We start from the raw sequence: 21,403 nt of genomic DNA, 5'->3' as shown, positions 1-21,403 counted from the left end.
AGATTGGCTGTCTTCTACGCTTTCAAGCGGTTCGTTTCGCATTGTCTACTGGTAACCCTGAAGAAAAGTGGGTGTAGACAGACCCTTCACCCTGCAATAAGTAGGCCAGCGTATGATCACGCTGCCGATGCCGTCTGCCGTCGTGAACGGTGCCGAAAGAACCGAATGACCTGATCAATCGCTACCACAATCACGGTGATAATGCCGATCTTAGCCAGCGTACCGAGCAGATCGCCTGCGCTGGCCGGTGATGGAGCTTCGGCGATATGCTCACCTCGTTCACCAAACTCACCGCCACCACGTTCCGTTCCCCTGAACCCTCCACCACGTTCAGCCCACCTGAACCCTTCACCACGCTCATCACTGACGAACCGCTCTGGGTATGCACTGCTATTGACAGGAAGGATCTGTTGGGCAACAAGCCAGTTCATCCCCATCACGATCAAACAGGCGACTCCCAGGATTATCAGAATACGACCCAGCAGTTTCATTGTTGTACCTCCTCAAGCCGACTCGTTGCAACAACCGGTTTGCGTAATAACCGTCGCTGAGGCAGGATTCGGCGTACCATCCCCACAATCCAGCTCCAGTGGATGGCCACATGCAACCCCAACAGTAGCACAGTGAGATCAGACGCCTGATGATGCAGCAGTTCCAATGTCCGATCACGTGTCATCGTGAGACCAAAGAACGGCAATGCCTCGCGCGAGATCAGGATACCGGTGGCAATGGTGACGGTGAAGGCAACAAATAGCAGTGCATTCAGTAGATAATTCAGTCGTGAGCGCCATGTCGTCTTTGCAAAGAAGCGCTTACCAATCGCAACAATCCACTGCCAGTGCAACAACAGATGGGTGACGATGGTTGCTGCCAGCGCCAGACTCAACCACTCGTGGATCGCTAATCCGCTAAAGCGTGGTGCAGTCGCAATCAGAAAGGCCAGAAACATTGCACCGTCGATCAGAAAGTTCATCAGGTTTGGCTTTACCTGTTTCATAAGGTCATCTCCTCGTGAGTTGTTGTGTTCCTACGTTTACGATTATGCGGGGAGATTGTGAAGAACTTGTAGAGAGGCTGCAAGAGGATTATGAAGATTCACTGCCAGATTACCAGAAGGGGATGGAAAGCAGTGCTGATGCGCCATTGGGTCACCGTCTTGCCTGCCTGGCTGTATCTGCGGATGGCGCGATACAGCCCGGATACCGGTAATAGTCGGTACACTGACGAATTGTGAAGAAAGGTGAGTGATTATGGACAGCGTGAATAGAACGAACGTCAGCCAGGCAACCCCTATACCAGGAAGATCACAGTATCCGTTGCTTTCCCAGACGCCATTGTCGCTATCACACACTGGGATGCAGGGATACAGCACGCCGTTTCTGCATCCAAACAGAAAGGGCACGATGTACCGTGCCCTTTCCCGATGATTGTTTCTCTTGCCAACAGGGTTAGCTGCCGTGGCTCTCACGCTTTAGCGGGTTTTGATGCGGAACGGCAGATAGAGCGGGCAGAAACCAATGGCGCTGGTGGCAAGAAAGACCACTGCCAGAATACCGGCGATCCAGGCCCAGATGCCCGACAACACATTGGTGACAATCAGTATCGCTACCAGCAACGCCACCACGACACGTACAATGCGATCAATATTCCCCATGTTCGGTATCATCGTATCCTCCTTACTCCTGCATACTGGTGTTCCTGATTGCAGGATAGCAAATAATCGACCGTCGATCAGTGACAAAGTCACATTACCGGCGACGATCACAGCAAGGTTTGGGTTGTTCAATCTCTACCATGTACCGAAAGATCGCTCTTTAATCACGAGCGACCCTGCCACTCTTCACGACTACAAAAACAATGTTATTTCCGGTTTATGGTATTGTATGCCAGACAGTGCGTTTACGAGGAGAGCAGTGAGATGCGCATTCTGTTCATCACCGGTGAGTATCCGCCGCAGCCGGGCGGGGTTGGCGATTATACCCAGCGGTTGGGGCAGGCGCTGGTTCGTAACGGACACGATGCTATCGTTGTGACTGTTGTCAAGCGCAAATGGCAGTTCTGGCAGGTAACAACTGACGGGGATCGAGCGCTACCGACACCGGCAGGTCGAGCCGGTTGGGGGATTGGTTCACTTGGCAGACTGACCAGACTAGTACACCAGTTGCGCCCTGACTGGTGTCACATCCAGTACCAGACCGGTGCTTATCAGATGAAGATCGGGGTGAACCTCTTGCCGCTGCTTTTGCGGCGCTCTCGTCTGCCAACGGCTATTACCTATCACGATCTGTTGCCGCCGTACCTCTTTCCCAAAGCGGGTGTGGTACGTGAGTGGGTAACCCTGCTCCCGGCCCGCACAGCGCGAGCGGTGATTGTCACCAATCCTGAAGACGAGACGACGTTGCGGGCAGCGCGAGTGAGACCTCATCTAATCCCGATAGGAGCCAATATTGATCCTGTTTTGCCAGAGGGGTATGACCGATCTATCTGGCGTGCCGATGTGGGTGTTTCCGATGAGATGCCATTGATTGGCTATTTTGGTCTCTTATCGCCGGGTAAAGGGATCGATCTGCTGATTGATCTGATTGCCGATCAGCCTGCCTGGCGTTTGCTGATTATTGGGGGGGCCGCAACCTCACCGACTGATCGGGTGTACGCAAGAACTATCCAGCAACGTCTTGAGACGCTTGCGTTACGGGATCGGGTAATCATTACCGGCCACATCGTTGCTGAACAAGTCTCGGCATACTTACATGCCTGTGACCTGATCGTACTTCCTTTTCGTGACGGAGCCTCTTTACGTCGCGGTAGCCTGATCGCCGCCCTGGCCCACGGCTGTGCGGTCATCACCACTCCACCTGCCTCACCGGCAACCGCGGCTGCTTTAACCGGTGTTGTTCATTTTGCCGCTGTCCACCCTGAGTCGTTGAAAACAGCGATTATCTCTCTGCTCAGCAATCCCAATGCCCGACTTCGGCTGAGTGAAGCAGCTCGTCAGGCTGCCCGTCGCTTTGACTGGCAGAATATTGCCGCTGCGCATCTTGAGTTGTACCGGTCGTTGTGAAGAACAACATAATTACCTGATCGCATCACAGAAATTCCTGCAAAATGTACCTGTTTGTCGTTACGCTCATTGCACCTGAATGCAGATATTTTTTCACCAGACTGAGCACTGACGTTCGTAAGATTATATCTACGTTAGTTGACAATGACTGGGCTTACACTTACAATGCGCTAGCAGCAAATCAGGTGTTATCTTGATAGTAGTTATCATTTTTATTTTATGCACGGTGCGTAATGTTTGGTTTAATCAAGCAAATTTGCCAATATCTCTGGCGATAATCCTGTAAAGTTTGGATATCATAACACCATTACAACCTTTTTGGAAACGAATTGGCTGGTTAATTGTAATACTGATCGCCTGAATTTTGCAGAACACATCAAACGTATGTCGATAATTCGATTCGCTACCAATTTGATATGTGTATCCAGTCCATTATTGATATACATCGCCCTAACAATTGTTTTTACGTGGCCGCTGTCTGCGCATTTGACAACAGCAGTTGGTTATGGAGCCGATCCTCTACTGCAAACCTAGGTATTTGCCTGGAATGCCCACGCCTTTCTTACCAATCCTCAAAGCATCTGGAATGCACCAATCTTCTATCCCTACCCGGAAACATTAGCGTACAGCGATCATCACCTTCTGCTGACCGCCATTGCATTGCCATGGATAATATCAGGTGGCCCCGTATTGGCGTACAATCTGCTTGTCATGCTCAGCTACGTCCTTACAGGATGGGCTATCTATTTACTAACAAACGACATCCTGGTAAATGTCCGTGACAGCAAAATACGCATTGTTGGGGCTATTTTTGCTGGGGCTTTGTTTGCTTTTGGCACGTATCGAATAACCCATTTTGTTCATCTACAACTTTTGCAAACTGCCTGGTTACCACTGGCGCTGCTCTTCTTGCGGCGTTTGCTATATCGCCAGATAAAAGGTCACAGCATATGGGTTGATGCAGTTCTGTTTGGTTTGTTTACAGGGATTCAGAGTGTTACTGCACTGTATTATGCGTTTTTTGCCGCGTTCACTCTCGGTCTGTACACGTTAGTCTGGCTATGGACTGCTGTAAGATCGGGTTATCGAAGCGACGTTTGGAAGCGATTAGGAGGACTGCTGTCAGGGCTTTTACTGGCTGCGCTCGTTGCGATTCCGCTGACACAGCCCTACATTCGGGTATACGAGTATATCGGAGTCGTTCGATCACTCCGTGAACTTGATAACTGGTCAGCACCCCTTCAATCCTACCTAGCAGTAGCACCGACAAACTGGCTTTACGGTGGAAAGAGCGCGTGGTTTACCGCCAGTGGTGGTGAATTTGCTCTATTCCCCGGCTTTGTCACGATCATCCTTTCCAGTGCCATACTAATTTTGGTCGTCTGGGCAAAAATCGGTCGTGGAAAGACATCAGGTATTTTGCCAATCAACTACCTTGATGCGATCTTTCTGGCACTTCTGGCTTTTAGTGCATGTGTGTTATCGTTCGGCACCGGTATACGCCTGGAGCGCGGTAGCGAGGTTTTACCTGTGCCGATGCTGTATACCTTGCTTTACGAATACGTACTTGGCTTTGGTGCACTGCGTGTTCCAGCACGCTGGGCGGTACTATCTTATCTGTCACTGTCGATACTACCGGTGCTGCTCTGGTGTATATGGTTCAATGGCTACGCTGCATCACGAACTATCGGTTGGCAACAGTCATTTCTGTGATCGTAGGAATGATTGGCCTGATTGAACACGCTTCTTTTCCCCTGCCTCTTGCTACTATTCCTTCACCAAAGCCGGTGTATTCATGGCTTGGCTCACAGTCCGATGTACGAGCTGTACTGGAATTGCCGGCAGGTGCTATACCGCGCGGCGCAGAGCTGGAGCGGATTGTTATGCGTCAGTTTCTACAGATATATCACTGGAAACCGCTCGTCACCGGCTACAGTGGGGTGGTTCCATTTGGTACAATTGATGTGCTACGACAGATTCAACGCTTACCTGACGATGAAACGATACGCTTTCTCGCATTGATTGGCGTAGATACATTGATCATCCATTGTGATGAATTTGACCCAGAGAAACTAACCCACTTTTTGGCCTGGGCTGACAATACGCCCTTGCTTCAACGTCGAGATGAAATTGGCGATGCTCTGATCTACACAATAACGCCACAGGCCAACCCATCTATTCCGGTGATGAAAGGTGCATCAGTCTTTGTATCATCAGATGAACGTATACCCGGCATCATCGCGCTTGGGCTGATCCAGCGTTTGAAAGCGGAAGGGGCATTACTGTACGGTTCGCAACGAACACGCTACTATCCCGGCCTGCGCAATCCACAGGCTGGACAAGTGTTTGACTACGGTTTGCTGGCAACTGACGAAGATCCCCTGCGCTACGGCTTTGACGCACAGGGTGTCCTTTTGAATATGCACGGGCTGGTACTGTACGTTCGCGATCCAGGATTACGTGCTGCTATTGATCTGGCGCAGCCGGTACCAAGGCAATTTCATCGACGTATCCTTCGTAATTAACTGTGACAGTAGAAACTGATCGAATAGTTTTGAATGACAAGGTACTTCCGTTATCAATGCCGTTGACCAGAGCTTTTCTGGAATTGGATGTGGTTAGTTTGGTTTCTCAAACCATCACTATAGATGAGAACACATACATTGTTGCGCCTGGCGCTACTACGATCGTTACTCCTGTAGCAATCAATCAGCCTACCTTTATTACTGGTCAGGTGGATACGCTCAACATTCAGCGGATGAGAGTACTGGAAGAATTACGCACAATACCCCCGCCTGAGAGGCAATCACTGGCAATTACGGCTCAAAGTCGTTTCGATGGTTCCAGATTGCTGATTGACGCACACATTGGGGGGACAGGCGTACTGATACTTGAGGTGCGCGGTGCATCTTTACGTGATGATAAACCCATCCATTTACTCTCAGGTATACCACCTGCAATGGAAAACGGCTATCTCTCCTTCGACGTAGATCTACTTGATCCAGCAGAACCCTGGTTAAGTCATCGTGGCCAGCCAGAGGACGGTCGTTATATTGCGTATCTGAGAGTCGCTGAAAATACCACACCTGCTGTACCGATTGCAACCTTCTTCATTCGTGATGGTATGATTGTTAATGCTAATCCATTAATTCTTCCCTTGAGCATACTACGCTGAAGACAGTCGGGATATGCCAGAGACGAGTTTGGTAAAACCTGCATCACCAGGATAATGTATCCTCAAACACACTACACGATAGTGACTCTGTAGTTCACGTGACAAAAAGCCTCACCTTGAACGGCAATGCAATTGAGGGTTTCCAGGTTTCCTGGTTTTAGAGCACCCTGGCCTCGTTCTTGGCCTCGTTCTAATCAGCCCCTGTCACAACCTGTCGTGATGATTGCCCCCACCAGAGTGCAGCACTCAAGGGGGCTAAACTGAGAACAGCTCCAATGATACAGAGCACCAGATACCCGAATCCGGCCAGAATGAAACCGCTACTCAGGCTGCCCAGGGCCGAACCGAGATTGACCAGCAGATCACTGGCGCCCTGGACTGCTCCCCGCTCACCAGGCGTGATCGCATCGGCCAGTAGGGATGAACCGGCAATGTAGCAAAAGTTCCACCCCAATCCAACCAGAAACAACCCCAACGCCAGCCAGGGTGTGAGCAGTGAAGCCGGCGCGATGAGCGCACCGGTGATCAGCAAAAAAGCGCCTGCAATGATGGTTAATGGGCGGCCTAACCGGTCAGCAATCCGCCCGGTGATCATCGACAGACCAAACATCCCGAATGTATGAGCGCCGATCACCAGCGAGATGCTGTCAAGCCCGTGATGATGATGACTCATGTGCAGTGAGGTGACACTCATCACCAGTACCATGACGACCTGGCCCAAGACCATACTGATCAAGCCGGTGCGCACCAGTGGTACGCGCAGGATCGTGGGTAATGAGCGGGTTGCCGTCAGCGGTGTCATCGTGGTCGTTACCGGCTGATTCGCCTGTTGTATTGCCAGCACCCGTGGATCAGGGCGCAAAAAAGCGAACAGAGTGAGGGCTGCCAGGGCAAAGAGCAGCGCACCCCCAAACATCGGTCCGGTCAGGTCTGGCATGCCTCCTGCTGCTGCGATCCGTCCAAGCGGTCCTACCAGCAACGGCCCACCAACTGCACCAATCGTGCCCGCAAAGACAACAGTGCTGATGGCTCCCGCCCGCCGGGCGGGTGGCACTGCATCGGCTACCGCATATCGGCTCTGATCGGTAATGCCGCGGGCCATACCAACCAGAAACAGACCAACCAGAAAGAGCCAGAATGAGTGGCTAATCACCGCCACCCCATCGATCAGCATTCCGGCTAATCCCAACAGCATCCCAACAGTCAATCCCGGACGCCGACCAAAACGCTGCATCGCTCGCCCTGCTGGATATGCTGACAGTGCAGCTCCCGCCAGCATGAGCGTTGCCGGCAGGCCGGCCAGGGCGTCGTTGCCGCTCAGTTGAGCGCCAACTATCGCATTAACGGCGATATTGGCAATAAATGCCGCTGATGCCAGGCTCTGGGTCACAAAGAGCGCCCCAATAATCCGGCGAGTGACGACGACGTGGTCGAGAATAGTCTGTTCCATGCGATGATCTCCGTGACGAAGTGTATGCTGTTGGTATTATAAAAGATTTTGTCTTGTCAAATACTGTCAGAGCGTAGAGGAATAGGGTTTAATGAAGCGCAACGTACTGCCGGCGCATCGCCTTTTTATCAAATCTTGCGTGATGCGCCGTATCACTGCCTGGCACCGGATATGCGGTGATCTGTGACTATCCGTCCCATTTGTGATGATCGGCCCGCGGTTGAGTTGCACGCGGAGCAAGCGCAGCGAGCGGAGCGTGTCAACTCTAACCGCTGGTTATTGCGCCCGCACCTTTGGCCATACCAACCGACCCTTCTCACCAGCAGCAATCTGGCTCTCTGCTCCCGCTCTGCGGGGGCGCAATAACCATGGAAGTAACCTGTCTGATACGGAAGGGCGGGTTCTGGTGGAGCGGGTTCTGGTGGAGCGGGTTCTGGTGGAGCGGGTTCTAAACCCGCCCCTACCTGCGCTGGGTTCGGGCGGACAGAATAAAACCAGCACAACGCCTGGACCTTTCGTCTCCCCTCTCGTGTAGCGGGAGATGGGGCAGAGTGTGAGGACTTGCATGGCTTCCCCAAGACCTATCTCTCACACACTCGCAAATCATTTCAGGGGATATATGCAGAGATAGCGCTCTCGCCTTCAGCAGATTGAAGGTGTCTCTGTTAGTCAAAGTAGACAGATCGCCGGTAACGTGTTAAAGTCATTACAGTGTATCGCAACAGCGGTAACTACGTTGTTCACTTAATGCATACACTGTTATCCTCACCTGATCAAAAACCTGTGATGTACGATGCGAATCTTTCGCCGTTTTCAATTGATTGTCGCCCGTCTCTCGGCTACCCGCCCCGGTGCCTGGTTCGTCCGCACGTGTATCCAACCATTTGACCGCTTTCTGCTCCGGATCAGCGGTGGCCGCTTCGGTGTCGTCTCCCTCCTCTACCCCACCCTCACCTTGATCACTACCGGTGCGCGTAGTGGTGCTCAACGTCGCACACCACTGCTGTTTGTACCCGATGGCCATCGAATAGTACTGGTCGCCTCGAATTTTGGTCGTCGGCAACATCCGGCCTGGTACTATAACTTGCAGAAGAATCCGGTCGCACAGGTGAACATTTATGGACGCACCTTCACCTGCCGGGCATACGAAGCATCTGGTATCGAGTATCTCGAGCTGTGGGAGCGGGCAGTCCGCTACTATCCCGGCTTCGCTGCGTATGCGCAACGGGCCGGGCGTACCATACCGATAGTGGTGCTTGATCTCAATACACCAGCCTGATCACCAGCGGGGTTACCAGTCCTTCAACAATAGCCGCAACCAGGACTAGTGGGGCAATCAGCAAGAGCCAGACCTTCGTCGCCTGCGCTGCTGCCCACAGCAGATTTTCACCAACGCTGAAATCGCCCGGCGTACTCAACAGTGCAGTCCCCATCCGCAGTCCCAATGCCGCGCTAACCATAAAGGTTGGTAGCTCGATGATGCCGTGCGGCAGCAGATACGCGCTGACGAAGAGCAGCGGATCACTCAATGAGCCGCCACTGTTGATGAATAAACGTCCACAGACATACCCGATCTGGGCAAAGACAGTGGCCGGTACCAGAAATGGGAACACCCCCAGGCTCACCGGCGCCAGCAGGTTCGACAGGATCGATACGCGCAGGTTGTTGGCAAAGATGAAGAGGACGAGGAATAACGACGGTGCCGGCCCGAAGGCAAGCGTGGCGAGCGCCTGCTCAACCGGTGGCAGCACCAGCGTGCGCGCTAACGTCAGCCCAAACACACTTCCACCCACTGCGGCCAGCAGGCTGACGAGGAGTGGCAGACGCAATTCTTTCAGCAGTGCCGGGAATTCGTGACGGTAGCAACGTGTCGGCGAGAATGGCAAGCCGCGATAGGCAGTGAGAGGCGAGCCTGCCGGCTGATATTCGTTGAAGAAACGCCGGAAGACCGACCACATCCGTCGTAAACTCATCTCTTCCCGGCTCCGCGAAAAGATAGCAGCCCGCTGAAACGTCTGCATCCCACTGCGTAAAAAGGCAAGTGCCACGACCAGCAACCCTGCGATTGCCAGCCAGACTACGTCAAACCGACGGGCAATGAAATAGGGTGCCTGAGCCTGCAATATTGCCGTGGTCGGCAGCAGAATCGCTGAAGCCATCATTGAGGCTTCCCGCACGCTACCGGCATGGATAGAGAAGCTTACTGCGCCTGAGACCAGGGCAACCGCGACCATAATGGTCATCAGACTCATCTGGCCCAGTAAGGTTAGTGACATACCATCAGCGTAGAGCGTCGGAAAGTTGAGTGCTACCAATCCGTAGAAGAGATGCTGTGTGATCAGAGCTGTCAGCAGAGGGATCAACAGCGTACCAACCAGTTTACCCAGGAAGAGCTGGCGATCAGAGATCGGTAATGCGCAGAGTGCCTCAAGCGTATTACGCTCCCGTTCGCCAACAAACGACTCCAGTGCGGCTACCAGCGCAAAACTGATCGGGACAAATCCAGCCAGGACGCCTGCAAATGGGATCAGCGGTGCCAGTGCCAGCGGATCATCGAGTTGGGGCGAGATTGCATGAATTGCAGCGGTTAAACCGATGGGCATGAGGAATGCCAGAAACCCGAGCAACGTTAGCGAACGCCAATCGCGCGTGATTTCCACCATCTCGCGCCGGGCAACTACCCATACCGGATGCCCACCAAACCACGCAATCTGTCGGCGTGGTCGTCGGTAAAACCAGCCAAACCAGGGCTTACGAATCTCTTCGCGGGCCAGCAGCTCTTCGCGACTGAACGAGCGCATACCGATGTGAACCAGCAGCACGACAAGCCCACTCAATCCCAGCCAGATACCGATCACACCATCCCAGCGATCACCAATGATGAGAAAGGCGATCAATTGCACAACCAACGCCAGCGGCACCAGAATCAAACTGGAGAGCAGACTGGCCGCTCGCACCGTCGTCACGTGGGCAGAGATGATCACCGCCCCGCTCACCATGACCATCGCCATGGTCACCACCAGCACCAGTAACAGCAACAGACGGAGTGGTTGAAATGCGACCAGAGCTACATCAGGCGCAAACACCAGCAGAGTGACACCAAACACCATCTGACTGAGCAGAGCGCCGATCAGTGGCAGGGCCAGTGCCGCTGTCCATTTGGCGAGGTACAGCTCACGATCCCCTAACGGCATAGCCAGCAGCGTTTCCAGCGTATTGCGTTCGCGCTCGCCGGCAAATGATTCGAGCGCCAGGATCAACGAGAAACCGGCAGGCAAAAAGCCAACCAGCAAGATCGCGAACGGAATGATTTGAACGGCAAGCTCAACCTGTTCAGTAAAGCGGATGAGCGCCAGCGCCGCAGCCGCTACCAGCAGTGGCAAGACCAGCGCCAGCGTCGCGAGCGGCGTCAGCAAGCGCCAATCGGTCAGGGTATCGCGTAATTCACGGTGCGTAATCAACCACCACGCCGGCGGCGGCTGTACCGGCAAGGTGGCTATCGTCGGACGAGAGAGTGAAAATCGTTTCATCATCATCACCGTGATCGTGGAGTCGGAACGGCTTCGTCTTCAGCAACAATGCGCAAGTAGAGGTCTTCCAGTCGGTACGATTGTTCAGCCAGGCTATGCACACCAATACCGGCGGTAAGTAGCCGGTTCAAAAGTATCGGATGGAGCAAGTGTGGTTCAGCAGTCCGCCAGCCCAGCCGGTCAACATCTAGCACCTGTACAGAAACCAGATCACGCAGCACTGCAACTGCCCTTGGTTGATCGGCTGGATTGATCAGCTTTAACTCAAACGCCGGCTCACCGAGCAACTGTCGGCTTAATTCGGCAAACGAGCCACAGGCAATAATCTGCCCGCCACGAATAATCGCAATTCGGTCGGCCAGTTCTTCTGCCTCACTCAGATTATGGGTCGTCAGCAGAATACTGCGCTGCGCACTTCGCAACTCACCGATTGCATCACGCACTGTGCGCGCACTCTGCGGATCCATAGCGGTCGTCGGCTCATCGAGAAAGAGCACCGGTGGATCATGGATTAGCGCCCGGATCAACGCCATCTTCTGCCGCATACCCTTGGAAAAGCTCTCCAGTTGCCGATCACGTACTTCCCACAGGCCAAATTGACGCAAGAGGGCCTCGCTCCGCTGACGACACAACGTTGTATCTACTCCGAGCAATGCCCCGAAGAAGGCGAGGTATTCCAATGCGGCCATTCGGCCATAGAGACCGGGGTATTCGGTGAGCAAACCAACCATACCCCGTACCCGTTGAGCATGGCTGACTACATCGTAGCCACAAATGCGTGCCTGCCCACTTCCCGGCGGCAGGATGGCTGCCAGCATCCGCACCGTCGTCGTCTTCCCAGCACCGTTTGGCCCCAGCAGTGCCACTAGCTCACCCGGTTGCACAACCAGATTCAGGTTACGTACCGCAACAAAATCACCAAATCGCTTACCGAGCTGAATGGCTTCAATCATGAACTACTCACATTATCGTGTTTATCTCACGATCTACCCATGGCAGGGTAGAGTTCATGCGTTCCATAGTATAGTATTGTAGCGCAGGTTTGTAACTAGAAGCGGCTGAAACGGGTATGGAGAGTGAGGTGCTTTATGCAGGTTATACTGGGTTGCCGGTATCTCTCACATTGCCATCTTTCAGGCGTCCTCTACAAAAAACGATCGACACGAACAGCATAGCACGTTGCCGGTATCTCTCACATTGCCATCTTTCAGGCGTGCCTGAACTTCACTGGATGCTGTACTGGCGCTCTTTGGACGGAGGCGCACTTCAAGCTGATTGCTATGCACTTCAACCTCACCGTTCCTCCGCGAGATACTCTGCGAGCGCGTTTCAAACATCTGAACACTTCTACCGATCGCCAGCACCAGTTTGGACAGACTGGCGTGCCCAAAGCGATTTGGGTGAAATGTTGGATCGAGCTTTCTGATCTCCTGACCAACTATTGCCACACTCACCCAGCCCTCGCTATCACATTTGGTAGTTCGCTTGATGGCTTCGGCGAGTAATTCCACAGCCTCGCGTAATGGTCGGGTTACTCCATTCGTGAAAGGTGTAGTCTCTCGCGTGCCCAACAGGGGATTGGTGGTGGGAGTACGGTCAGGTGTCACCTGCTCATTGCTGATGGCCGCCGATGTCACATCTGGATGGGTGTTTACCTCTGCTTGGGACTGATTGCTGGACGTGTGCGCGGGCATCGAGTCTGGTCCTGCTGTATCACCTGCGGTGTTCGTTACTCCGCTTACCGGAGATGGTGACGGTGGTGCGAAACCAGGGTTGTACTGCACCTCTTCAAGCGAAATAAACTGATTACACGCGTCCCTGAGCGCCTCTGCGGCGTGTTTACTGCTAATCACAATCACTTCTTTGCCGGCTTTGCGTAAGCGCTTCACTAGCGGCACATAGTCACTGTCACCGGTCACGAGGCAAAACTGATCGATCTGTCCACCATGTAGCAGATCCATTGCCTCAACAACCAACAGAATGTCGGTGGCATTCTTATTCGTAGCAACCCGTTCGTGATGAACAGGCTGTAAGCCATAACGTGCTACTGGTTCGATCCATGCCTGATTGGCAGGCTGTGACCAGTTAGCATACACTCGTTTCACGATAAGATCACCCTGGCGTCGAGCAATCTTCAGGACAACTTTTGCCTGAGCCGCAGGACAATTTTCACCATCGATCAGTAATGCTATGCGAGGAAGCTGTATCTGTTGCACGATTCGACCCATCAATTGTTGTAATCTGCTTATTTAAAGATAACAACATTTTTATTACACGTTGAACGGTGATCCGTATGTAGCGTAGAAGAAACCTGTTACCACTGCATTACCATTGAACTGCTTTCCTGCAGAGAGCCTGTAGCAAATCTTGATTTGCATCATTCGGGTCGTCATACCCGTGTTGGAAATACTCCAGGCATGCCCCCGGTGAACGCTGGTAGTTCGCTACAGGAGCACAAAATCGGTTCACGTGCATTCGTGCTCAGGTGGAGTGCGTGGGCGATTAATAGCGTGCAGATAGTGGTGATGCTGCATCTGGCAGTGCGCTGCGACACGTCCCACTCTCTCCCGCTACCAGCGGGGGCGGGAAGCACCGGTGACGCATGGTTCCTACCGCCGTGCACCGGTTCAGAGTGGTGATACACCCTGGACGTTCCGGAAACACGCGCTCGCAGGGGATGCGAGCTTGTGCGTACCAGAATGGAGCGCTTAAGGACGTAGCGTGAGGGTGACGGTAGATGGTGTGCCATGACTTTTACCTACGAAAGCATCGGCTCATTCCTTCTCTTAACACCCATGCCAGCCAATGCTAATTCAGGTATACTGAATGTATTCCACCATTTCTCGAAACCGGAGTTTCCTATGGAACAACCACAGCGCAGCGATGGCCCGGATATGGGCAACCATCTGACCTATTGGAGTATTATCGGTATTACGCTTCTCCTCTGCTTTGCCTGGCTGCTGACCGGGAGCCTGGTCCTTACTTCGCTGATCATTTTGCTCGGACTGCTCCACATGGCGCAGTTCTTTCCTCCTGCTGAGGCTATCGTGCGCGCTGATCCCATTCTGCCGGCTATTCGCCGCTTCTCGTTGCTGCTGGTCATCGTGATCACGGTTATCGCGCTGATCATTCGCTACATACGGTTGTGAAATTTAGACATTTTGCACAAATAATATGCCGCTTTAATTGTTGAAATCATCCAAAGCTTCTGCTATGATGCGAGCAGACAGCCATCGAGTGATGGCACCATCAGTCTCAAGGGAGAGCTGATCGGGGTTGCAACGCAGCAGCGCGGAGGAAGCGATGGAAGTGCAGGGATTTTTGCTCGGATTGATCGGGTGGGCTGCCACAGCGGTGCTGGCGCTTGGTGCACGCCGTTTGTCACCAATTGAACAGCGGGCCGTGATCGTCTGTAGCTGGCTGGTCTGGATGATTCCTGGCTTCGGGGCATTTGTTCGCATGGGAGTGCTGACGATTGACACCGCAGCGCTTTTTATCGGATTGTCAACGATCATTCTTGCCGTGCTGCTGCTTATCGACGCTCACGGTCGGACGCGCGTCCATTGAACTAAAGGATTGGCGTGACGAGTTTGCGGTGATACTCACTCATACGTGGGGTACGCTGACATAGTAGGGGCACGATATGCCGTGCCCTTATTACTTCATAATTAAATCCGGTTTACCGGGAGTCATTGCTTGTGCAGACCGCGGATACGGAGAGCGGCGTTTCTGCTGCACACACTGTGGTATGACACACCGGCGTGGATATGGTTTTCAGGCCAGTGTGTCCATGACCATGGTTTGGCGTGCGGAAGCCTCACTCCCGCACCACTGCACGTACCGGCGAGCGTGGGCAGTGCATATTTTTGTCGGTACATGACTCTGTCGGTAAATGAATCTGGAGGAACAGGCTGGTAGCCTGTCCCTCCAGCGCGAACGCTGTCTTATCAGCGGTATGGACGAATCGCACCGGCAAAGTGGCTCGTCCAGTAAGAACTCCAGATACTCGAAATCTGTACACCGTAAGCCGGCGTCATAGCGTGTACCATCTGACCATTGCCAATGTAAATGGCAACGTGGGTAATGCCGCGCCGACCGCCGGTGTTAGCAAAGAACATCAGATCGCCGGGTGCGAGATTGCTCATGCTACCAATCATTGCCCCATACCGGGTGCTAAACTGAGCAGCAGCACTACGCGGCAAGCTGACCCCAAACTGACGGTAAACATACGACGTTAGTCCACTGCAATCGAAACCGGTGCGCGGGCTAGCACCACCCCAAACGTAGCGATACCCCACGAATTGTACCGAATAGCTAGCTATATCACCACTGGCAGGAATATTGACCGGCCCACTATTGGCCAGACGATGACGGTTAGGCAGAGCCGGTATGTCATTGGTGTACGGAACCCGACGGGCAGCCATCGGCGTTACACCTAATAGCTCGGCATATATCCACGCTTTGGTGCCATTGGCCAGCTCAACCCGGTACCAGTCCTTGTGACGGGCAAGTAACTTCACTTCCGTACCGGCATTGACTGCACCGATTCGCTCGTAGGCTGAGCCAGGACCTTTACGCAAATTGACCGAGTTCTCCAGTACTGCACCAACAAGTGGTGGATTAGGATCAGGAATACTTGCTGCCACCGGAACGCGCTCTACAACGCCAGAGGCAATACTAAGGAATTCAGAGGTTACCCATCCGAATAAACCACCGGTCTCAACCAGGAACCAACCATTGAATTGCTCAACAAGGTTCAACTCTTGCCCGGCGGTGAGGCGTTTCATACTGACATAGTTCGTACCAGGTCCATCACGGAGATTGAGACCATCTTCGCGTACTGTTGCGACCCGTGGTGGTGGTGGTGGTGGAATATCAGAATCATCCACTGGCTTCAAGTTGTAGAAAACTGCTTCGGGCAAATCAACCAGCTCGGCAGCAATCCAACGGAGCGATGGGTCATCAGCGGTACGGAACCGTAGCCATTCTCCATAGCGGCCAACGACCTCAATTATTGCCCCGTTAGAAAGGCGAGCAATATCGTCATACGCAAGGCCGGGGCCATTGCGGACTTTGGCAGTTTCGGCAATCACGGTTGCCGGCACAATTAGCGGTGCCGTCATCTCACTGCGGGAGAGAATAGTCAACGGCACCGGTAATGTCTCATCGGTATCGAGTGGTGAATCGCCCACTACCTCTCCTGTCTGAGCCGAGGCAATATTCAGTGGGCCGGGGATATACATCGGCACTGCACCCTCAATCTCGCCTGGTGTCGTTGTGGGGGTGGTGACGACTGGCTTTACCGGTCGAAGTGGTAATTGCCCTAACAGAAGGGCGACCGGTAAGAGGAGAGTTACCACCGAATGGAGAAGATACCGAGAGGGAAGTTGGCGAAGCCTGCGTTGTAGTTCTGGCGCAGAGTGGACGAATGAAGCGATTGTAGCAAACGGTCGCGATTGTCGTAAGTATCTACTTCGATGATGAACTACTCGTTCACGTAAACGTTGCAGTTCAAGCGGAAGTAGATCACCAGAGCGATCGTGATGTAGCTCAATCATGGAGCGTCTTTCCTCTTTCTCGCTGCTAACCACCGGCATAAAGGATCATACCAATACCACACACCTGGTGGCGCCGGAGGTCGGCAGGGTTAGGAAGCGAAGCCGACGCAGAGGTTAATGTCAGGTTGTTGTCAGTCAAGCTTCAGCTTCTTGCCGGCGTTCACACTGTGCTGTCGTTCGAAAGCCATATCACAGCGTAGCGTCGTAAAAGTAGAGAAATAGTAATATATTTTTCGTCATTTGTCAATAGCCGATGGCAGTTGTGCAATTTTTCTTCTTTGTAGTGCCTGATCTGGCCAACAAGTGTTCATTTGAGACGTATTTGACTGTTAAATGTTTTTATATAAAAAATGACGCTTTGTGGCAAACATGCGTTGTCGGTTATTCGTGGCAGTGCGTTAAACACAAGGAACTTTTGTTTAAGAAACTATCGATGAATCTGATAATGTTTATCAGTCTATCGTACAAACACAACATTTGTTCGGGGAGATTGCACATCAGCGATGTCATACAGAAGGTAGGGAGTACTAAAGAGTATGCATTACCCATATCGAATGGTCTTCACTGACCAGACACGAATGGCATATCCTGGTGTACATCGTTAGGGGCGCACCTGCACCATCCTACCTCCGGGCTGCGCTGACCCGACGTCGTAACACCAAATCATACTGGGGCGCACGACCGTGCGTCGCTACCGGACACGCTCAGAACACATCCTTTTGGAACGTACCAAGATCGATCATTATCCCGGTTACCACCCGATACAGGGATCAGGTGTAGGCCAGTTATGGATAGTGTATTCTGGACAAATAGAGAAGGTATACGTTTGTACCGTGTTTGATGTTGTGCAATGCTACTGTCGATACGCACGAATTATCTGGAAGGGAGAGGATATTTATCGGGGGCGGGGTGGTTTACTGTCTATCCGACAGTACACTAGCGAGTAGAGCTTGGACTTGTTGAATTGTAAACGGTTTCGCCAGTATCGCATCAATTCCCCGTCCACGCGCATCGTCAGGATCGATCTGCTCGCTCCAACCGGTAACCAGGACAACACGTGCTGCCGGATCAACTCGACGTACCTGTGCGGCTACTTCCCAGCCCGACATACCCGGCATACCAAGATCGGTACAGATCACGTGATACCGCCCGGCTACGAATTGGCTAAGAGCAGTTTCACCTGAACCTGCGCTATCTACCTGATGACCAAGGCGTTGTAGCAGGCGCACTAATACGTTACGCACTGCATCCTCATCATCGATAACCAGAATGTTGAGTGATGGTATCTCGGGAGGCTTTGGTTGTGCTACTTCACTTTGTGGAGGTGTGCCAATCGGTAGCAAGATGCGAAAGCAGGCACCTGCGCCAGATGCACTCTCAAGCTCAATCCGCCCTCGGTGTTGCTGAACGACACTGCGGACAATTGCCAGTCCCATCCCGGTACCACGTGTTCCCTTTGTCGAGAAAAAGGGCGCAAAGATTTGTTCGTGAATGGACGGATCAATCCCAACCCCTGTATCACTGACTTCCAGTAGCATGGCTGCCTCGCCGAGACGTTGGGGTGGGGCGAGAGCGGTGCGGAGGGTAATTGTGCCACCTTCTGGCATTGCGTCAAGAGCGTTGAGGATGAGATTGATAACCAGTTCACGCAGGGCTGGTGCATCGCCGATGATTGATGGCAATGGTGTCAGGTCGGTGTGGATGGTAATCACAACCCCACGACTCTGGGCCTCATCGCGCCAAAGCGGTCTGGTAAGGGCTAAACTCTCTTCGACTATCTGATTCACATTCACCGTACTGTTCGGTGTCGAACGACTGCTTCGGGCAAAGCTCTGCAATCGTCTGACCGTTGCAGTGCCATCGAGTGCAGCCAGCTCTATCGCCCGTAACCCTTCTTCAAGTCCGGGATCGTGGTTTTCGGCCAGCAATAACTGTACATGACCCAGGATGCTTGCCAACAGGTTGTTAAAGTCATGGGCGACACCACTCGATAGTTCACCAAGGGCACGCAATCGATCCCGCTCGATCAACTGATCGCGTACCCGCTGTAATTCGGCATCGTGACGCAAATTGGCAATGGTTACGCCTATCAGATGAGCCATTGCCATCACCAGCTCCAGATCACCTTGACTGAAGATACCTTTGACTGCGCTTTCAATGATAATCACGCCGAACACACGCTCATCAACCAGGATGGGGACAACCATCTCGGCAGCAGTCGCCGGTAAGCTGGGATGACTGATGTACCGCTCATCGCGGGCTACATCATTCGCAATAGCCGGTCTGGCGTGGGTGATCACCCAACCGCCGATGCCGATGTTGAGTGGGGTGGGTGGAAAGGTTTGGGGGTCTTTGCGGAGATGACCGGCCGCCGACTGTATCACCAGGTGATCATCTTCGATGACGCCGATTAAGACCTGATAATAACCGAACGATTGGTGAAGAAGTCGGGCAGCTTCATCGAGCAGACGATCAATCTCACGGATCGTGCCAATTCGCACACTGAACTGTTGCAGTACCTGAAACTGACGCGCCCGCTCCTGCGCTTCACGGAGCAGGCGCACATTATTGATCACAACTGCCACCTGCTCACCAAACAACTGAGCCGTCGCTACATCCTCGGCTGTAAAAGCATTGGGTGTCCACTTATCAATTGTCAGGAAGCCAATCGTTGTCTGATCAACACGCAGCGGTACCCCGATCCACGAACGAATGATGTCGCTATCAGGAACTTTTTGCCAGTTCGGGAGCTGTTGAACATCAGGCTCATAGATAGCTGTGCCCAACCGGCGCAATTCGTTGATCAGTGACCCTTCACCGGCAAAGAGGGTGACCTGATCGAAGGGGCTGCGCAGACCGCGTTGTGCGATCAGACGGACATACTCTTCATTGGGTGCGACAAAGATACAGGCTGAGTCGAAATTGATAAAGCGATGCAACTCTGCAAGAATATGATCGAGAACGCTCACCTGATCGATGCGTGCGTTAATCAATGTCACCAGGTGACTCAGAGCCTCAGCACGGGCATGTGAGCGTTGTTCGTATGCCCGCCGACGGGCATACATGATCTGACTAGCAGCAAATGCCAGCAGATCAGCATCACCCTGTGTCCAATAATGACCTGGTTTATCAGCAACCAGCCAGGCCGGTAGGCCATCGAGGCGCAGATCAACGATCAACGCTCCCTCACGTCGCCAACGGGCAAAATCACGCTCAGAAATTGGACAGCTGGCATGATCAAACGTTGCACCGCTTGAGGTACTCGTGATCAGGCGCGGTGTGGTACCGAGTACGGTTGCCAGCTCCTGTAATATCCTGGTTTCTGCATCATCGGTTGCCACACTGGCTGCCAGAATTCGTTCGCGGGCAGTAGCCCGCCGCAACGCCTGTGCAGTGTTAGCGTTATCGATAGCAATCGCTGCCTGATCGGCAAAGATCGAGACGGTTTCAATGATCTCCTGGCTGAATGGTGCTGACAGCTCAAACCGGGATAGGCTCAGTGCACCGACACAGTGTTCACGGACAATTAGCGGAATGGCGAGAATCACTGCCGGATGGCGATCAAGTTGCTGCACATAGCGCGGATCATTGGCTGGATCGATGAGTTGCAAGACCTGACGATTGGCGACCGCCCAACCGGCGACTCCTTCCCCAACCCGTAACCGAAAGTTACGATCTTGCTCCTTACGTTCTTCAAGCCCCAATGTGGCTGCACTGATCAGCCACTCACCACGTTCATCAAGGAGCCAGATCGACACGATATCAGCACCTGTCAGTTCACGGGTGGCAACTAGCACCCGTCGCAGCACATCAGCCAGATCAAGCGACGAGAGCACTGTTTTACTGAGCGCGAGGATCGTCGCAATCGATGATGTGATGCCGGAGGTGCCGGTAGATGGATTGGGTGAGTCGAGCCAGTGTGTCATAACTCTCATTATACTCTCTGTTATCCGTTCTGACACTTTTTTGATACCTGTTATCAAAAATAGGTGCAAATTCCCGCGACACTTTTGGGCGCTAATCACGGTTTATTACATGACAACAGAAATATGACCGGTGCAATTCTGCAAGCAGAAAGGAGCGGGTGATGCGCAGCTTTCGCGGTACGGTGAATCGGGTCGAGTTGATCGGACGATTGGGAGCCGATCCGGAGGTGCGGCAAGTAGGTAATGGCGTTTCGTTCTGTCGGTTCAGCCTGGCTACCAATCGTCCGGGCGGAACCGACGAACAAGGGAAGCGGCAGAGTGAAACTGAATGGACAACGGTGGAAGCGTGGGAGCGGCTGGCAGAGGTGTGTGGTAACTATTTGCAGAAGGGGCGCCGGGTTATGGTGATGGGAAGCCTGCGCACCGATAGCTGGCAGGATAAGGAGAGTGGACAAACCCGTTCACGGACATATGTCCGCGCTGACGAGATCATCTTTCTTGATAGTGGAAACAACCGCCACGAGGGTGAGGAGGAGGAATAGTATGTACAGATAATGACAACCGCTATTGCTATGCTGGATACGTAGCATAATCCAAGTTGCTACCTTACGTCACCACAGTGGTGCGGGGCGTTGAGCGCGACGGGGGGAGGGGTGGAACACGGATGGACGCGGGTGAGGCGGATGCACGCGGATAGATCGTC

17 protein-coding genes are annotated in these 21,403 nt (G+C 53.0%); 8 read left to right on the top strand and 9 right to left on the bottom strand.

Going from position 1 to position 21,403, the window contains the following annotated elements:
* Positions 1 to 116: 116 nt before the first annotated feature.
* The 3 genes from VAE55_RS05325 to VAE55_RS05315 form a co-directional block, all read right to left on the bottom strand.
* Positions 117 to 491 (bottom strand): hypothetical protein, encoded by a 375-nt coding sequence (locus VAE55_RS05325; protein WP_322814770.1) that lies wholly within the window; start codon positions 489 to 491, stop codon positions 117 to 119.
* Positions 488 to 997: a DUF4405 domain-containing protein gene (locus tag VAE55_RS05320; protein WP_322814769.1), complete on the bottom strand. Its 510-nt coding sequence runs from the start codon at positions 995 to 997 to the stop codon at positions 488 to 490. Before VAE55_RS05320 ends, VAE55_RS05325 begins: the two co-directional genes overlap by 4 nt.
* A gap of 474 nt (positions 998 to 1,471) precedes the next feature.
* Positions 1,472 to 1,666 carry a DUF2892 domain-containing protein gene (locus tag VAE55_RS05315; RefSeq protein ID WP_322814768.1) on the bottom strand — a complete coding sequence of 65 codons (195 nt, stop codon included), beginning with the start codon at positions 1,664 to 1,666 and terminating at the stop codon, positions 1,472 to 1,474.
* A 252-nt stretch (positions 1,667 to 1,918) separates the two neighbouring features.
* Here VAE55_RS05315 and VAE55_RS05310 point away from each other — a divergent pair, with 252 nt between their 5' ends.
* The 4 genes from VAE55_RS05310 to VAE55_RS05295 all read left to right on the top strand — a co-directional run bounded on the left by VAE55_RS05310 (position 1,919) and on the right by VAE55_RS05295 (position 6,236).
* Complete coding sequence (locus VAE55_RS05310) at positions 1,919 to 3,061, top strand: glycosyltransferase family 4 protein (RefSeq protein WP_322814767.1); 1,143 nt, start codon at positions 1,919 to 1,921, stop codon at positions 3,059 to 3,061.
* Positions 3,062 to 3,772: 711 nt separating this feature from the next.
* On the top strand, positions 3,773 to 4,774 hold the full coding sequence (locus tag VAE55_RS05305; protein WP_322814766.1) for a hypothetical protein: 1,002 nt from the start codon (positions 3,773 to 3,775) through the stop codon (positions 4,772 to 4,774).
* Positions 4,771 to 5,586 (top strand): hypothetical protein, encoded by an 816-nt coding sequence (locus VAE55_RS05300; RefSeq protein WP_322814765.1) that lies wholly within the window; start codon positions 4,771 to 4,773, stop codon positions 5,584 to 5,586. Before VAE55_RS05305 ends, VAE55_RS05300 begins: the two co-directional genes overlap by 4 nt.
* A gap of 29 nt (positions 5,587 to 5,615) precedes the next feature.
* The gene (locus tag VAE55_RS05295; protein ID WP_322814764.1) at positions 5,616 to 6,236 is read left to right on the top strand and encodes a hypothetical protein; all 621 of its coding nucleotides are present in this window, start codon (positions 5,616 to 5,618) and stop codon (positions 6,234 to 6,236) included.
* A 190-nt stretch (positions 6,237 to 6,426) separates the two neighbouring features.
* Here VAE55_RS05295 and VAE55_RS05290 read toward each other — a convergent pair whose 3' ends face one another.
* The gene (locus VAE55_RS05290; RefSeq protein WP_322814763.1) at positions 6,427 to 7,686 is read right to left on the bottom strand and encodes an MFS transporter; all 1,260 of its coding nucleotides are present in this window, start codon (positions 7,684 to 7,686) and stop codon (positions 6,427 to 6,429) included.
* 793 nt (positions 7,687 to 8,479) lie between these two features.
* On the opposite strand from VAE55_RS05290, the gene VAE55_RS05285 reads away from it, so the two are divergent.
* Positions 8,480 to 8,965, top strand: a complete 486-nt coding sequence (locus tag VAE55_RS05285; protein WP_322814762.1) for a nitroreductase/quinone reductase family protein — start codon at positions 8,480 to 8,482, stop codon at positions 8,963 to 8,965.
* Here VAE55_RS05285 and VAE55_RS05280 read toward each other — a convergent pair.
* The 3 genes from VAE55_RS05280 to VAE55_RS05270 all read right to left on the bottom strand — a co-directional run bounded on the left by VAE55_RS05280 (position 8,949) and on the right by VAE55_RS05270 (position 13,444).
* A complete protein-coding gene (locus tag VAE55_RS05280) occupies positions 8,949 to 11,216 on the bottom strand; it encodes an ABC transporter permease subunit (RefSeq protein ID WP_322814761.1) in 2,268 nt (755 codons plus the stop codon). The two genes, VAE55_RS05285 and VAE55_RS05280, sit on opposite strands and share 17 nt — an antisense overlap.
* A gap of 5 nt (positions 11,217 to 11,221) precedes the next feature.
* Positions 11,222 to 12,169 (bottom strand): ABC transporter ATP-binding protein, encoded by a 948-nt coding sequence (locus VAE55_RS05275; protein WP_322814760.1) that lies wholly within the window; start codon positions 12,167 to 12,169, stop codon positions 11,222 to 11,224.
* Positions 12,170 to 12,349: 180 nt separating this feature from the next.
* Complete coding sequence (locus VAE55_RS05270; protein WP_322814759.1) at positions 12,350 to 13,444, bottom strand: NYN domain-containing protein; 1,095 nt, start codon at positions 13,442 to 13,444, stop codon at positions 12,350 to 12,352.
* A gap of 633 nt (positions 13,445 to 14,077) precedes the next feature.
* Between VAE55_RS05270 and VAE55_RS05265 the strand changes: the two genes are divergently transcribed.
* Both VAE55_RS05265 and VAE55_RS05260 read left to right on the top strand, forming a co-directional pair.
* A complete protein-coding gene (locus VAE55_RS05265; RefSeq protein WP_322814758.1) occupies positions 14,078 to 14,365 on the top strand; it encodes a hypothetical protein in 288 nt (95 codons plus the stop codon).
* 154 nt (positions 14,366 to 14,519) lie between these two features.
* On the top strand, positions 14,520 to 14,783 hold the full coding sequence (locus tag VAE55_RS05260; RefSeq protein ID WP_322814757.1) for a hypothetical protein: 264 nt from the start codon (positions 14,520 to 14,522) through the stop codon (positions 14,781 to 14,783).
* Between the two features lie 380 nt (positions 14,784 to 15,163).
* Here the strand turns inward: VAE55_RS05260 and VAE55_RS05255 are convergent, their stop codons facing one another.
* Together VAE55_RS05255 and VAE55_RS05250 are read right to left on the bottom strand one after the other, a co-directional pair.
* Positions 15,164 to 16,774 (bottom strand): SH3 domain-containing protein, encoded by a 1,611-nt coding sequence (locus tag VAE55_RS05255; RefSeq protein WP_322814756.1) that lies wholly within the window; start codon positions 16,772 to 16,774, stop codon positions 15,164 to 15,166.
* 914 nt (positions 16,775 to 17,688) lie between these two features.
* Entirely contained in the window at positions 17,689 to 20,700 is a 3,012-nt protein-coding gene (locus VAE55_RS05250; protein ID WP_322814755.1) for a GAF domain-containing protein, read from the bottom strand.
* A gap of 161 nt (positions 20,701 to 20,861) precedes the next feature.
* Here VAE55_RS05250 and VAE55_RS05245 point away from each other — a divergent pair, with 161 nt between their 5' ends.
* Positions 20,862 to 21,242 (top strand): single-stranded DNA-binding protein, encoded by a 381-nt coding sequence (locus VAE55_RS05245; RefSeq protein ID WP_322814754.1) that lies wholly within the window; start codon positions 20,862 to 20,864, stop codon positions 21,240 to 21,242.
* Positions 21,243 to 21,403: the final 161 nt, after the last annotated feature.

Source organism: Chloroflexus sp., from assembly GCF_034432675.1.
In the GTDB taxonomy this organism is placed as follows: Bacteria; Chloroflexota; Chloroflexia; order Chloroflexales; family Chloroflexaceae; genus Chloroflexus.
The sequence above is the reverse complement of the archived record's forward strand: the minus strand, read 5'-3'. Positions and strand labels throughout refer to the sequence as shown.